Below are 13,932 nucleotides of genomic sequence, written 5' to 3'. Positions count from 1 at the left end.
GGAATAAAGGAGAAAATCATGTCTGAAAAAGTGTTACTGGTGGATGATGAAAAAGAGTTTTTAGATATCATGTCCGAACGGATGCAAGAACGGGGAATGACCGTCAAAACCGCAGACTCGGCAGACCAGGCCATGGCCATGCTTGAAAAGGAAAGTTTTGATGCCATTGTCATGGATTTTAAAATGCCGGGTATGGACGGGATTCAGGCGTTGAAAAACATCAAGACGAAAAAACCGGAGCTGCAGATCATTTTGCTCACCGGATATGCCACCGTGGAAAAAACCGTGGAAGCCATGAAAATCGGTGCCACGGATCTGCTGGAAAAACCGGCGGATCTGGAGAAACTGGCCGCAAAAATCAAACAGGCCAAAGCCGAAAAAATGCTGGTGGTGGAAAAACAGACGGAAGACAAAATCAAGGACATCCTCAAGCGGTTTGGTGGATGAGTTCACTTAAGTTCCCTGACATTTTCTTGACAAAAACCGATTATCTGCATTATTACAGATCGGTAAATATGAATTTAAGGCGAGGATAAAGGCCTGCCAATAGATAGTGAGAAAGAAACGCACATTGATTGATTTACCCAAGATTTATTTACCCAAAAATTTAGGAGTGACATGAATACAAAAGCAACAGCCTCATCCGGCATTCAGATAGACTGGAAGCGGATCATGTTTCTGATGATTGGAATTATCCTGTTTTCCGTGGTGTACTATTCTCCGCCCTGGCCGGATGCACTGGATCCCATGGGCAAGGCGTTCACTTTATCTCCCCAGGGCAAAGGAGCCATTGCCCTGTTTCTTCTGGCCGGCACCTGGTGGGTGTTTGAAGTGGTGCCTATCGGCGTGACCGGTTTGGCCATCGGCGTGGTCCAGGCCCTGTTTTTCATCCGGCCGGCTGCGGATGCATTCAAAGATTTCATGGATCCGTCCGTATTGTTTATTTTCGGATCGTTGATCATCGGCACGGTGTTCACCAAGGTAGGTATCACCCGGCGCCTGGCCTATAAAATGCTCATGATCGTGGGAGAACGCACCTCCATGATCTATCTGGGCTGTTTTGTGGTCACGGCCCTGCTCACCCATGTCATGGCCCATACGGCCGTGGCCGCCACCATGTATCCTTTGCTGCTGTCCATTTATGCGTTGTACACGGATGAAGAAGGCCCCACCAAATTCGGCAAAGGGCTGTTCATGGGCATGGCGTTCGTGGCCGGGGCAGGGAGTATTATCACTTTGCTGGGAGCGGCCCGGGGCATTGTGGCCTTGGGATTCTATGAAGAAATTACCGGAAAATCCGTGTCTTTTTTCGAACTGACCTATTACATGTTTCCCATCGGCTGGGGAATGGTGTTTATACTATGGGGATTCTTCATGGTGTTTTTCAAACCGGAAAAAGCCGTGATTCCGGGGTTGCGGGAAAAAGCAAAACAGCTCAGCCATGAAATGGGACCGTTCACCCGCCACGAGATCATTGCCACGGGCATCATCTTCGGTGTGATTCTGTTTCTTTCCCTGCAATCCTTTATCCCGGTGTTAAAGCCGTTCAACAAGGCAGCAGTGCTCCTGGTCTCCACCATCTTATTTTTCATCGTGGGTATCCTGGATATCGGCGACCTGGAGGATGTGCCCTGGAACATTATCCTGCTGTTTGCCGGTGCCATGAGTATGGGCTTCTGTTTGTGGCAGACCGGAGCGGCCGAGTGGCTGGCCATCAACTGGCTGAGTTTTTTCCAGAATGCCCACTGGTTCGTGTTTGTCATGGCCATTGCTTTTTTTGTCATGGTGATGACCAACTTTATCATGAATGTGGCCGCCATTGCCATTTCCGTGCCCGTGGCCCTGGTGGTGGCGCCTTACTTAGGGGTGGCCGCCGAAGTCATCGTATTTGCGGCCCTGGTCACCGCGGGCATGCCGTTCCTGCTCCTGGTGGGCGCGGCCCCCAATGCCATTGCCTATAACTCCGGACAGTTCACAAGCGGTGAGTTTTTCGGATACGGCATTCCAGCCAGTATTCTGCTCATGGCCCTGGTGGCCCTGGCCGTGCTGCTGATCTGGCCCCTGCTGGGCATGCCGATTCTTCTATAAATCAAGATCACTGATTAAACCGGTGCATTGACGATATGTTGTCAGTGCACCGGTGATTAATCAGACATGGCTGCGGTTTTGACATAGCGGGGCAGGTAAAGGATGAAACGGGTTCCCTGCTGCGGCGTGCTGGTCACCTGAATGAACCCATGGTTTTGTTTGACAATGCCGTATACGGTTGCCAGGCCCAGTCCGGTTCCTTTTTCAGGTGCTTTGGTGGTGTAAAACGGTTCAAAGATTCTTTCTCTGGTCTGGTCATCCATGCCGCACCCGTCATCCGTGACCGTCAACGTCACAAAGTCACCCGGAATAAAACCGGGATGTCGGGAACAAAAATGGTCATCCAGCCGGGTATTGTCTGTTTCAACCACGACCCGGCCCGCCGTGTCTACGGCATCTTTTGCATTCACACACAAATTGAGCAGTACCTGATCGATCTGGGATGGATCCATAAAAAGATCCCACAACCCAGGTTTCGGATGCCATGACAATCGAATGTCTTTTCCCGTCACCTGGTCCAGCATCTTAAGCATGCCGTCGATGGTTTCATTAAGATCCAGGACACGGGGTGAGACTTCCTGCCTGCGGGCAAACGTCAACAGTTTCCGGGTCATATCACTGGTCCGTCTGGCCGCCCTGATAATTTCCTGAATATCGCTGTACAGCGGATCTTTGGGGGATATTTTCTCTAATGCCAGTTCCGCAAATCCCATGATCACATTGATCATGTTGTTGTAATCATGGGCCACCCCGCCGGCCAGCCGGCCCACGGATTCCATTTTCCGGGCATGGATCAGCTGGGCCTGGCTCTGACGAAGTTCGGTTTCCATTTTTTTCCGGGTCTCGATTTCCCGCTCCGCCTCCTGCATTTTCTGTTCCAGTTTGGTCACCAGCCGCTCGCTGTACAGCTTGTATGCCTCCTCCTCTTCGATCACAGGACCGGACACGGCACTTTGTCCCTTTTGCGCCGCCGCCATCACTTCATTCACCGCAGTGATGAGCACATCCGGTTCACACGGCTTGACAATAAACCGGTCCGCACCGATTTTGAGGGCAAATGCCTCGTCCTGGGGACCTGTATAGGTGGCTGTATAAAAAATAAGAGGGATGGCTGTCAGAACGGGATCGTTTTTGATCCTGCGGCACAGCTGAAACCCGTCCATCACGGGCATGAGAATATCCGTGATGACCAGATCGATGTCGCCGGCCTGAACGATTTCAAAGGCTTTTTTTCCGTGGGGTGCGGAAATCACCTGGTGACCGTTTCCTTTGAGCAGGCTTTCCAGCAGATACAGGTTCGGCTCATGGTCATCCACGATCAGAATATTCATGCCTCACCTCCCCAGGAGGAATCACCCGGCAGATACTGCCGGATCTGATCCACAAACGTATCGGGATTGATGGGCTTTTCAATATACCCGTCCGCCCCGGCGGCCAGCACTTTTTCCCGGTCCCCGGCCATGGCGTAGGAAGTGACTGCGATAATCGGTATGTCCGCCACATATGGAAGGGTTTTCAGTTCCGCGGCCACGGCATACCCGTCCATTTCCGGCAGCTGAATGTCCAGCAAAATGGCCCGGGGCCGGTGATGCAGGGCCGCATCAATGCCTTTTCTGCCCGTGTCTGCCCCGATGACGGCATACCCGTTTTTTTCCAGTAAAAACCGCATCATGTAAAAATTCTGGGGATTGTCCTCGATGATCAGTAATTCATCACTCATGATCTGACTCCTGGGATTTCGGGAAACAAATGGTAAAGGTGCTGCCCCGGCCTAAACTGCTTTTCACATCAATGGATCCCCCCATCAGCACAATCAGTTTTCTGCAGATGGACAGACCCAGACCCGTGCCTTCCCGTTTGCGGGACAGCCCCGTATCGATCTGATGAAACGGCTGAAACAGATGCGCAAGCTCTTTGGGATCCATACCGATGCCCGTGTCTGACACAGCCAGCTCATACTGGTTGCCAAGGGCCCGGCAGGTGACACGGATCTCTCCTTTTTCCGTAAACTTGACCGCATTGTTGAGCAGGTTGAGAATAACCTGCTCGAGCCTTCGCTGGTCTGAAGTCACAGCCCCCACATCCCGGCTGATTTCTGCAAAAAGGGCCAGCCCGTGTTTTTCTGCCAGCGGTTTCACCAAATCAACGGTTTTCTCAATGGAGGCACGCAGATCAAACGTGGAAACAGACAGCGTCAGCTGCCCGGCCTCGATCTTGGAAATGTCCAGCACATCATTGATCAGGGCCAGCAGATGCCGGGAACTGGTCTGCACCATGCCCAGCTGTTTTTTCTGCTCGTCGTTCAAAGGGCCTGCCAGGCCCTGGAGCAGAATGCCGGTGAATCCGATGATGGAATTCAACGGGGTCCTCAGCTCATGGCTCATGGTGGCCAGAAACGCGGATTTGAGATGATCCGCCGCCTTTGCCTGTTCCATGGCGGCCGCCAGCTTTGCGGTCCGGTCCTTGATTCGATCCTCCATTTCCCGGTTGATCTGTCGCAGTTGCCGGGTACGAATATCCACGGCCCGCTTGAGCAGAAAGCTGCCGGCCAGGCTCATGACCAGAGCAATGCCGATGACCAGTCCCAACACCTTGACCCATGCCGGGAGAAAAACCGGAACGGCTTCATCAGTCCATTTTTTCAGGCTTTGGTAATAGATGGAATCCGGATCATTCTTGAATTGTTCCAGGTATTTGTCCAGGGTGTCCAGCAACGCCTGACGTCCGGCAGGCGGAGCCGCGAAAAACAGCCGGGTGGGATTGAAGATGATGGCCGTGTCCTGGAGACCTGCCGGTTTGGCAGATATCAGCCCGTTGAACCGGTTGGTCACAGCGGCATCGGCCTCTCCTTTTGCCACGGTGGTAAAAATGGTCTGGTAATCGGAGAATGAAATCAAGGTAAAATCAAACCCGAATCCTTTGGCCATCTGGTTGAAGGCTGTTTCCTGAACAGACCGTTCCAGTACCAGCACCTTTTTTCCGGCCAGGTCCACAATGGAGGAAATTCCGCTGTTTTTCCGGGTATATACCTGGAACCAGTCCGACAGCACGGGTTCTTGATGGTAGGCGAACCGCTTTTCCCTTTCAGCCGTATGGGCCACATCCGGCATCAGATCGATTTGCCCCTGTGCCAGACGGTCCAGACCCTCCCCCCAGGTGCCGGGGACAAACACCAGGTCCCAGTTTTCCTTTGCGGCAATTTCTCCGAGGATATCCATGAATATCCCCGAAGGGGTGCCCGTGTCATCCATGAACACCTTGGGGGCATTCTGATACACACCGATCTTCACCCGGGTCCGGGCGCCGGATACACTGACATCGGTTACAAACACCCCCCAGAAAACGGCCAGGAAAACCAATACCAGCTTTGTGGTAATACCAGATAACATGATGCTCCCGGTATCTTGTGAAATACCCATTGCACAGTCCCCCAAGGATCCGGGTTATTGAAGCACGGTTGTTACGACTTTATTTATCTTAAAGGTGAATTTAAGTGATGTCAAAGCATTTGACAGTCCGTTGTGTTTTTAGTAAATTCCCCTTCCAGACCGACCGAATTCAACAGGAGGGCAGGTGTGAAAATCATTATTGTCGGCGCCGGAGAAGTGGGTTACAACATCGCCTCCCGCCTGGCTTCGGAAAGCAAACAAGTGGTGGTCATTGAAAGAAACCCGGATCTGGCCCGGGTGCTTTTTGAAGATCTGGATGTCCAGGTGATTGAAGGCTCCGGCAGCAGCCCCACGGTTTTGAGCCGGGCAGGCATTCAGGACACGGATATATTGCTGGCCGTTACAGACAGTGATGAAATCAACCTGACCGCGTGTCTGGTCACCAATCTGCTGTCTCCGTCCACCAAAAAACTGGCCCGCATCCGAAACACGGATTTCGACAGCTTTCATGAGATTTTTAAAACCCAGATTCCTTACATCAACACCATCATCAACCCGGAGATCGAGGTGGTCAAAACCATCCGACGGCTGGTGGATATCCCCCAGGCCTTAGATACGGGAGATTTCGCCGATGGCAAAGTGCGGTATACGGGCATCCGCATCGATGGCGATTCCGTCATGGCCGGAATGCATCTGAAAGATTTTCATGAGCGGTTCGGGGCGACCCGGCCCCTGATCGCCGCCATTGTCCGGAAAGACGAAGTGATCGTGCCCCGGGGAAACGATTCTATTTATCCCGGGGATCTGGTGTATTTTGTCAGCCATGCCGACCAGCTCAAAGACACTTTGAAAATTTTCGGTATTAAGGTCACCCCCATCCAAAGTGCCCTGATCGTGGGCGGCGGACGTATCGGTGCCCGGCTTGCCACGCAGATGGAAAATGAAGGCATCAAAACCCGGTTGATTGAATCAGACAAAGCCCGGTGCCTGGAGCTGGCGGAGCAGATGGACAAAACCGTGGTGCTGCATGGAGACGGCTCGGACCAGAACCTGTTTTTAGAAGAAAACCTCAACCAGATCGATGCCGTCATTTCGGTGACAGACGATGATGAAACCAATGTGCTGGTTTCGCTTCTGGCCAAGAATTTAGGTGTTAAAAACACGGTCACCCGCATCGGAAAATCCAGTTATTATCCGTTTCTGGCCACCATCGGCATTGAAAAGGTGGTCAGCCCCCGGTTGTCGGCCGTCAGTTCCATTCTTCAGAACGTCCGGCAGGGAAAAGTGCTGTCTGATATTTCCATATTCGGCGAACGCGGGGAATTTATCCAGGCCGTGGCCTTAGAAACTTCCGATATCACCAACCGGCCCCTGAAAGACTTGAATATGCCCAAAGGGGCTTTGCTGGTGTGCATCATCCGCAACGGAGACATCATCATTCCCACGGGGGAAAGTGTGGTGACCCCCGGAGACCAGATCATTTTGTTCACGGTCAAACAGGCCGTGAAAAAAATGGAAAAACTGCTGACCGTGAAACTGGAATTCTTTTAAATGCGGTGGCGGTATATTTCAGGCATTGTCAGTATTTTTCTGCTGGTGCTGGCGCTCATCCTGCTCATCCCTTTGATGGTCAGCCTGTATTTCCGTGACGGGGCTCATTTTTCGCTGCTGGGGTCCATGGCGATCACGGCAACTGCCGGCCTGATCCTCAAACTGCTGTCCCGGCATATGGATGAAGATGCCCCGTTCATCAACCAGAGAGAAGGCATGGCCGTGGTGGCCTTAAGCTGGACGGCCATCGGGGTGTTCGGCGCCCTGCCCTTTTATTTTTCTCCGGATTTTTCTTCACTGACGGATGCCGTGTTCGAGTCCATTTCCGGATTCACCACCACGGGTTCCTCCGTCATGACAAATATCGAGGCAGCCTCCCCCAGCCTGCTGTTCTGGCGCAGCCTGATCCAGTGGCTGGGGGGCATGGGCATCATTGTGCTGTCTTTGGCCATCCTACCTTTTTTGGGAGTGGGTGGTATCCAATTATATAAGGCAGAAGTGCCCAGTCCGGTGCCGGACAAGCTGGCCCCGCGCCTGACCGATTCCGCCAAAATCCTGTGGATGGTGTATGCCGGTCTGACCCTTTTGCTGGTGATGCTTCTGGCCATGGGCGGCATGCCCGTGTTTGAATCCATCTGCCATGCATTGACCACCCTGCCCACGGGGGGGTTTTCTCCTAAAAACGCTTCCATTGCCCACTATGACAGCGCCTATATCCATTATGTGATCGTCATTTTCATGGTTCTGGCCGGTATCAATTTTTCCCTGCATTTTCAGATGCTGCGGGGCAAGCCCCTGGTCTTTTTCCGGGACACGGAATGCAAGGTTTTTTTAGGCCTTGTGGTGGTATTCACCGTTGCCATCACCCTGGATATCCACGGCCGGGTGTATGACTCGTTTGCCGCGGCATTTCAATCGGCATCCTTTCAGGCGGTTTCCATTCTCACCACCACGGGCTATGCCACGGCTGATTATGAATTATTTCCGGGTCTCAGCCAGGTGATTCTGTTTGTCTGCATGTTTATGGGGGCATCTGCCGGGTCCACGGGCGGCGGCATAAAAATCGCCCGGCTGATTGTGTGCGCCAAGTTTGCCTACCGGGAACTGTTCCGCCTGATCCACCCCAGAAACATCCGGCATGTCAAACTGAACAAACGGGTGGTGTCCGAAGATGTGCTCCGGTCCATCATGGGATTTCTGGCCCTGTACCTGTTTTTGTTTGTGGTGGCCGGCGCCGTTCTGGCAGCCATGGGCCTGGATCTGCTCACGGCCCTGGGCGCGGTGGCCTCCTGCCTTGGCAACATCGGACCCGGATTCGGCACGGTGGGGCCGGCGGAAAATTTTGCTCATCTCCCGGCCATGGCCAAATGGGTTTTGACCTGGTGCATGCTGCTGGGAAGACTGGAAATCTATACGGTCATTATTCTGGTGGTGCCGGAATTCTGGAAATAGCAAAAAAAATAATGGTTTCTAACCCGGTTCTTCAGGGCATTTGCCTGCTGACAGAACCCAGGAAGGTGGATTGAACATATGGCGGTATTTGGAAAAAACGGGTTCATTCGGCAGCAGGAAATTGCGTTTGCAAAAAAACTGCTTGTCTGGAAATTTCAAAAAACCGGGACTGCGTTGCCGGATGATGCGCTACTTTCTGCCCATGCAGAAAAAATTGTGGCCGATGCCCATGTCATCGCCCGGAAACGGGGCAAAAATATTCTGGAAATTGTGAAACACCAAATCGATGACTTTAAAAAATGATCCCGGGCAGATTGGGGCACACATTTTTCCCGGGTGTTATCTGTTTACCTGAACACCTGCCCCTCGTCATGTTTTTTTCCCGGCTGTAAAAAATCGTGACGAAATGATTGTTTCGCCTGAATCAATGGCGTTGCCCTCTGTGAAATAAATCCGGAAAATTTTAAAAAAAACGCTTTAAAAACAATTGATTATGCGAACATAAAATCGTCTTTCATTGTCTGGCATACAAATTGAAACGGTGACATTCAAAACAGGCAAAAAAATGGTTTTAAGGTTTTTGCCTAAAACCCGGACAACTGAATGACCAACAATGGAGGAACGATCATGAAAAAATCAATGTTTGCATCGTGTGTGATGAGTATTTTGTTTCTGGTGTTATCTTTTTATGTACCCGTGAATGCATCCGCCGGTCAGACGCTGCGGTACAGTGCGTCCGCCCAGGTCTTTGAAGGATTTGACAGTGCCCGGCTCGACATGTTTACCCAGGATACGGGCATTGCCATTGATCTGTTTGTGGCATCATCCCAGTCCTGTGTCTACCGGCTGTTGCAGGACATGACCGATGTGGCCAGTTCGGTCCGGCCCCTGTCCCAGCGGGAAAAAGATTTCGGGCTGAACGCCATCCCCTTTGCCAAAGATCCTTTGGCCGTGATCACACACAAATCCACCCCCGTGGATGCCCTGACCACTGAACAGCTTCAGTCGCTTTTTTCCGGCAATGTCGCCAACTGGAAAGAGGTGGGCGGACCGGATCTGGCCGTCACCCTGGTGGTGCCCGGCGAACAGACCGGGGCCCACAAAAACTTCAGGCGCCAGGTGATGCGCCACAATGACGTGCAGTATGATTACATGACCTACACCTCCACCCGGGTGCTTGAAGCCATTGAATCTTTGCCGGCAGGTGCTGTGTCCTTTATTTCCAGAGGCGCCCAGATCACCCATCCCAAGGTAAAGGTGATTCTGATTGATGGGACAAAACCCGGCGATGCGGATTACCCCTTTTATCAGATGTTCAATCTGGTGACCAAAGGGGAACCGGCCGGCACCGTCAAAACGTTTGTGGATTTCATTACATCTGACAAGGGAAAGGCCCTGATCCTGGAAAGGGGTATGCTGCCGGTCGAATGATCCAGTCTTTCGGGACACGCTCCTTAAATGACAGACCGGACCGGTGCCGGGCATCGGTCCGGGGGAAGCGTCTTCAAATCATCTGAGCTGTTTCACGCCCCGTTTCAATGAATGAATCAGGGGCGTGAAATATTTGGGGGAGTCATCGTTGGCCGTGCGCTGGAAACCATGGATGAATGAGAGGGATGATCTGAATTGGCACACCTGAAAACATTGAAAAACGGGTCCGCGTATCTTCTGAACATATTCCAGGGAAACCGAAATGTCCGGAAGATGCTGATTGGTGTGATCCTCGCCACGATGTTCTTTCTGGGAGTCAGCGCCTATCTGGATATGAAGGCGGCCCGGCACCATGCAAATATGGCCAGAAAGCAGTTCAATGATCAGCAGATGCTCATTGCCCGGCACATCCGGCGACAGGTGGAATCGGAGCTGTCATTTGTCGGCAAAGAACTGGTACGTGCCGGCGACATCCTTTCCCGGGAAAACGGCCGGATCGATCCGGCCCGGCCTGCCCTGGAACCATTGTTCTCCCGGCTGCTGGAAAAAAGTGTTTTCCGCATTAATATCCGGATGCCGGATCAGCCCCGGATTCATTCGTTCGGGTATCCCCGCCAGTGGCAAATCCGTGCCCCCGAACCGGATTTCCTGTCTTCTTTGACATTGCCGCCGGAACCATCCGGTCTCTTTTTTTCCGATCCCGTTCACCAATCCGGGAATATATATATCCAGATGGCTTGGCAGGTGGCAGATATCAATCTGATTTTGATTGCCGAACTGGATATCAGCCGGTTTCTGGGCCGGTTTCTGGATGATGTCCGTTCCGGCAGCACGGGCTACGCCTGGGTGATTGACGGCAACGGCATCTTTTTATATCACCCCTACACCCGGTTTATCGGCAAAAGCGCGTTTTCAGCAAGGGAGAAACGGGATACCGGTCTGACCCATCACGCCATCGCCTTTATTCAGGAAAACCATATGCTGACCGGTCACACCGGGACGGGTTCCTACACGGCCGGATGGCACCGGGGATTGACGGGAAATATTGAAAAACTGATCGCCTATTGCCCCATTACCATACCGGGCACACCCGCCGGCACCTGGTCTGTCGCCGTGGTGGCACCTGTTTCCGAAATTGACGGTTACATCAATCAGGCCGCTGCCTGGCGGTTTCTGTTCCATGCAGTCATTCTTTTTGTGGTGGTCGTATCAGGAAGCGTCCTGCTTTTCAGAGAAATCCGATGGACCAACCGGCTGGAAGATAAAGTGGCGCAACGGACCCATGACCTGCAACGGTCGGAAGAAAAGTACCGGTCTGTTGTGGAAAGTGCGGAAGATTTTATTTTTACCCTGGACCAGGACGGCCGGTTCCAGTCCATGAACAGTTTTACGGCCAGTTTTTTCGGAGGAAGGCCTGAAGAGTTCATTCACCGCAGCATCGACCAGGTACTCAACAAAGAATCTTCCCAAAAGCACCTGAAAATGCAGGGCCTGGTTTTCCGGTACCAGAAAAGCGTACGGGATGAATTTACATTGCAGGCCGGCGAACATGACCTCTGGGTCAGCGCCAATTTCATGCCCATCCGTAATGAATCCGGCCGGGTGGAATCCGTGCTTTGCATTGCCAGGGATATCACCACTGAAAAAAACCTGGAACGCCAGCTCATCAACACGGAAAAACTGGCCTCCCTGGGAACCCTGGCCGCGGGCGTAGCCCATGAAATCAACAACCCTTTGGGCGTGATCCTTGGGTTCACGGACCTGCTGGTGAGAAAAACCGCCAAAGACTCCCAGGCCTACGAAGACCTTAAAACCATTGAAAGACAGGGGATGCACTGCAAACAGATTGTGGAGAATCTTTTGCGGTTCGCCCGTTTCGGAGAAGGAAACGCAGCCAGTTGCGATGTCAACGATGCCATCCGGGAGGTGGTAAACATCGTTCGCCATACCCTGGAAATGGAATCCATCGATCTGAACATGGACCTGGATGACACCATCCCCCTGGTGCGCGGAGATTCCAGGGAACTGCAGCAGGTGTTTTTAAACCTGATCAACAATGCCTGTGCCGCCATGAAAAAAGGGGGGACCCTGACAATTCACTCTGAATTTTTGCAAAAAGAGAACAAAGCCATGGTCCTGATCCAGGACACGGGACACGGTATCAAAAAAAAATATATCGACCGGATTTTCGAGCCGTTTTTCACCACCAAGCCGGAAGGAGAAGGGACCGGCCTGGGGTTGTCCGTCACTTACGGCATTGTCAGCAAATACGGGGGCATTATCGACTGCAAAAGCTCGCCTGCCGGTTTTCAAAACGATGCAAACACCGCACATGGTACCCTTTTTACGATCAAACTGCCTGTTTTTAACAAGGAGATATAATGTCATTGAAGATTCTTGTTGTGGATGATGAAAAAGATATGCTGGCCCTGCTTTCCCGGTATATTTCAGAAGATACCGCTTATCAGGTCCAGACGGAAAACAATCCCATGGAGGCATTGGCAGTCTTTAAACAGGAACGGTTCGACCTGGTGATCATGGATTTAAAAATGCCGAAAATGGGGGGGCTTGATCTCTTACGTCAGATCAAGAAAATCCGGCCCGACACATCGGCCATTATCATGACCGCCTATGCCACCATTGAAACGGCCGTGGAAGCGATCCAGGAAGGGGCGTATGATTACATCACCAAGCCTTTCCGCCGGGAACGGATTCTGTTGACCATTGACAAAGCCCTGCAGTGGCGGCGGATGATTTTTGAAAACATGTCCTTAAGGGAAGAACTGGTTCAAAAGGATGCCACCCGGCCCCTTATCGGATCATCCAATGCCATCAAATCCGTTATACAGGAAATCAAACAGGTGGCCCCCACCACGGCCACGGTGCTCATCACCGGGCCGAGCGGAACCGGAAAAGAACTGGCCGCCCGGGCCATCCACCAGTTCAGCCTGCGCAAAGCCTTTCCCATGATCACGGTCAACTGTACGGCCATTTCAGAAAACGTGATTGAAAGCGAATTGTTCGGCCATGTCAAAGGGGCGTTCACCGGGGCCTGGAAGGACAAGAAAGGCCTGGTGGAGGAAGCGGACGGCAGCACCCTGTTTCTGGATGAAATCGGGGATTTGAATCTTTCCATGCAGACCAAATTGCTGCGCCTTCTCCAGGAAGGAGAATATAAACCCGTGGGCAGCACCCGCACCCGGCATGCGGACATCCGGTTCGTGGCAGCCACCAACCATGATCTGGAAACAGACATAAAAAACGGGATGTTCAGAGAAGATCTGTTTTACCGGCTCAATGTAATCTGTCTGCACATGCCCGGCCTGGACCGGCGGCCCGAGGACATCCCTTTGCTTGCCCAACATTTTATAAAAAAATATGCCCTGTTGTATCAGAAAGATATCACACAGATATCGGAATCCGCGCTGAAACACCTGAAAGCGTATTCCTTTTCCGGCAATGTCCGGGAGCTGGAAAACCTGATTGAACGGGGGGTTATTTTCTGCCGCACTACAGCCCTTGAACCGGAGGATATTTTTCCGGGTGCCGGGGTGCCGGCTGACATCCCATCCAGTGAGATGTCCAGAGATATTCTTGAAATGCCGTTCCGAGAAGCCAAAGAAGCGGCGTTGGCCCTGTTTTACAATCAATATATCAAAAACGCGCTCACCCACAGCAGCGGCAACATCAGCCGGGCCGCTGAAAAGGCGGGGATCCAGCGCCAGTATCTTCACCGCCTCATCAAGGAAACGGGCCTGGATGCGGAAGGTTTCAAATTTTCCTCATGATTAGACATATTTTTTCAACCCCAGTTTTTCCAGGGCATCATCCAGGCGGACGATGCCCATGGGATGCCCGTTTTTGACCACGGCAATGCGGTTGATCCCGTAAAGCAGCATCAACTGCACGGCATGGGTCAGCCTGTCTTCCGGGGTGACCGCATAATCCAGGCTCACGCCGGATGAGAAAGGCATCAGAACGGTTTTGACTTTGCATGATTCCATTGCTGCGGGCCTCCATT

12 protein-coding genes are annotated in these 13,932 nt (G+C 52.3%); 8 read left to right on the top strand and 4 right to left on the bottom strand.

The window, feature by feature from the left end:
• Positions 1-18 precede the first annotated feature (18 nt).
• Together DPO_RS06800 and DPO_RS06795 are read left to right on the top strand one after the other, a co-directional pair.
• Positions 19-447 carry a response regulator gene (locus DPO_RS06800; protein ID WP_006965025.1) on the top strand — a complete coding sequence of 143 codons (429 nt, stop codon included), beginning with the start codon at positions 19-21 and terminating at the stop codon, positions 445-447.
• Between the two features lie 171 nt (positions 448-618).
• On the top strand, positions 619-2,088 hold the full coding sequence (locus DPO_RS06795) for an SLC13 family permease (protein ID WP_006965024.1): 1,470 nt from the start codon (positions 619-621) through the stop codon (positions 2,086-2,088).
• Positions 2,089-2,144: 56 nt separating this feature from the next.
• On the opposite strand, the gene DPO_RS23785 is transcribed toward DPO_RS06795, so the two are convergent.
• The 3 genes from DPO_RS23785 to DPO_RS06780 are packed head-to-tail and all read right to left on the bottom strand — an operon-like array spanning position 2,145 to position 5,477.
• Positions 2,145-3,419, bottom strand: a complete 1,275-nt coding sequence (locus tag DPO_RS23785; RefSeq protein ID WP_006965023.1) for a response regulator — start codon at positions 3,417-3,419, stop codon at positions 2,145-2,147.
• Positions 3,416-3,808: a response regulator gene (locus tag DPO_RS06785; protein ID WP_006965022.1), complete on the bottom strand. Its 393-nt coding sequence runs from the start codon at positions 3,806-3,808 to the stop codon at positions 3,416-3,418. Before DPO_RS06785 ends, DPO_RS23785 begins: the two co-directional genes overlap by 4 nt.
• Complete coding sequence (locus tag DPO_RS06780) at positions 3,801-5,477, bottom strand: ATP-binding protein (RefSeq protein ID WP_006965021.1); 1,677 nt, start codon at positions 5,475-5,477, stop codon at positions 3,801-3,803. The genes DPO_RS06785 and DPO_RS06780 overlap by 8 nt, the downstream gene beginning before the upstream one ends.
• A 132-nt stretch (positions 5,478-5,609) precedes the next feature.
• Here DPO_RS06780 and trkA point away from each other — a divergent pair, with 132 nt between their 5' ends.
• The 6 genes from trkA to DPO_RS06750 all read left to right on the top strand — a co-directional run bounded on the left by trkA (position 5,610) and on the right by DPO_RS06750 (position 13,699).
• Positions 5,610-7,028 carry a Trk system potassium transporter TrkA gene (gene trkA, locus DPO_RS06775; protein ID WP_083912007.1) on the top strand — a complete coding sequence of 473 codons (1,419 nt, stop codon included), beginning with the start codon at positions 5,610-5,612 and terminating at the stop codon, positions 7,026-7,028.
• Positions 7,029-8,480: a TrkH family potassium uptake protein gene (locus tag DPO_RS06770; RefSeq protein ID WP_006965019.1), complete on the top strand. Its 1,452-nt coding sequence runs from the start codon at positions 7,029-7,031 to the stop codon at positions 8,478-8,480.
• 78 nt (positions 8,481-8,558) lie between these two features.
• Positions 8,559-8,783: a hypothetical protein gene (locus DPO_RS06765; protein WP_006965018.1), complete on the top strand. Its 225-nt coding sequence runs from the start codon at positions 8,559-8,561 to the stop codon at positions 8,781-8,783.
• A gap of 324 nt (positions 8,784-9,107) precedes the next feature.
• Complete coding sequence (locus DPO_RS06760; RefSeq protein ID WP_006965017.1) at positions 9,108-9,911, top strand: substrate-binding domain-containing protein; 804 nt, start codon at positions 9,108-9,110, stop codon at positions 9,909-9,911.
• A gap of 195 nt (positions 9,912-10,106) precedes the next feature.
• Positions 10,107-12,293, top strand: a complete 2,187-nt coding sequence (locus DPO_RS23780; protein ID WP_006965016.1) for a sensor histidine kinase — start codon at positions 10,107-10,109, stop codon at positions 12,291-12,293.
• Positions 12,293-13,699 (top strand): sigma-54-dependent transcriptional regulator, encoded by a 1,407-nt coding sequence (locus DPO_RS06750; RefSeq protein ID WP_006965015.1) that lies wholly within the window; start codon positions 12,293-12,295, stop codon positions 13,697-13,699. The genes DPO_RS23780 and DPO_RS06750 overlap by 1 nt, the downstream gene beginning before the upstream one ends.
• Here the strand turns inward: DPO_RS06750 and DPO_RS25505 are convergent, their stop codons facing one another.
• Complete coding sequence (locus DPO_RS25505; RefSeq protein ID WP_006965014.1) at positions 13,700-13,915, bottom strand: CBS domain-containing protein; 216 nt, start codon at positions 13,913-13,915, stop codon at positions 13,700-13,702.
• Positions 13,916-13,932 lie beyond the last annotated feature (17 nt).

This window comes from Desulfotignum phosphitoxidans DSM 13687 (genome assembly GCF_000350545.1).
Taxonomy (GTDB): Bacteria; Desulfobacterota; Desulfobacteria; order Desulfobacterales; family Desulfobacteraceae; genus Desulfotignum; species Desulfotignum phosphitoxidans.
Note: the sequence above shows the minus strand (reverse complement) of the source record. Positions and strands in the feature narration are given on the sequence as shown.

Bases quoted from the DNA above. Each gene is read 5' to 3' on its own strand.
- DPO_RS06800 (WP_006965025.1), top strand. From the start codon at position 19: ATGTCTGAAAAAGTGTTACTGGTGGATGATGAAAAAGAGTTTTTAGAT.
- DPO_RS06795 (WP_006965024.1), top strand. From the start codon at position 619: ATGAATACAAAAGCAACAGCCTCATCCGGCATTCAGATAGACTGGAAG.
- DPO_RS23785 (WP_006965023.1), bottom strand. From the start codon at position 3,419: ATGAATATTCTGATCGTGGATGACCATGAGCCGAACCTGTATCTGCTG.
- DPO_RS06785 (WP_006965022.1), bottom strand. From the start codon at position 3,808: ATGAGTGATGAATTACTGATCATCGAGGACAATCCCCAGAATTTTTAC.
- DPO_RS06780 (WP_006965021.1), bottom strand. From the start codon at position 5,477: ATGTTATCTGGTATTACCACAAAGCTGGTATTGGTTTTCCTGGCCGTT.
- DPO_RS06770 (WP_006965019.1), top strand. From the start codon at position 7,029: ATGCGGTGGCGGTATATTTCAGGCATTGTCAGTATTTTTCTGCTGGTG.
- DPO_RS06765 (WP_006965018.1), top strand. From the start codon at position 8,559: ATGGCGGTATTTGGAAAAAACGGGTTCATTCGGCAGCAGGAAATTGCG.
- DPO_RS06760 (WP_006965017.1), top strand. From the start codon at position 9,108: ATGAAAAAATCAATGTTTGCATCGTGTGTGATGAGTATTTTGTTTCTG.
- DPO_RS06750 (WP_006965015.1), top strand. From the start codon at position 12,293: ATGTCATTGAAGATTCTTGTTGTGGATGATGAAAAAGATATGCTGGCC.
- DPO_RS25505 (WP_006965014.1), bottom strand. From the start codon at position 13,915: ATGGAATCATGCAAAGTCAAAACCGTTCTGATGCCTTTCTCATCCGGC.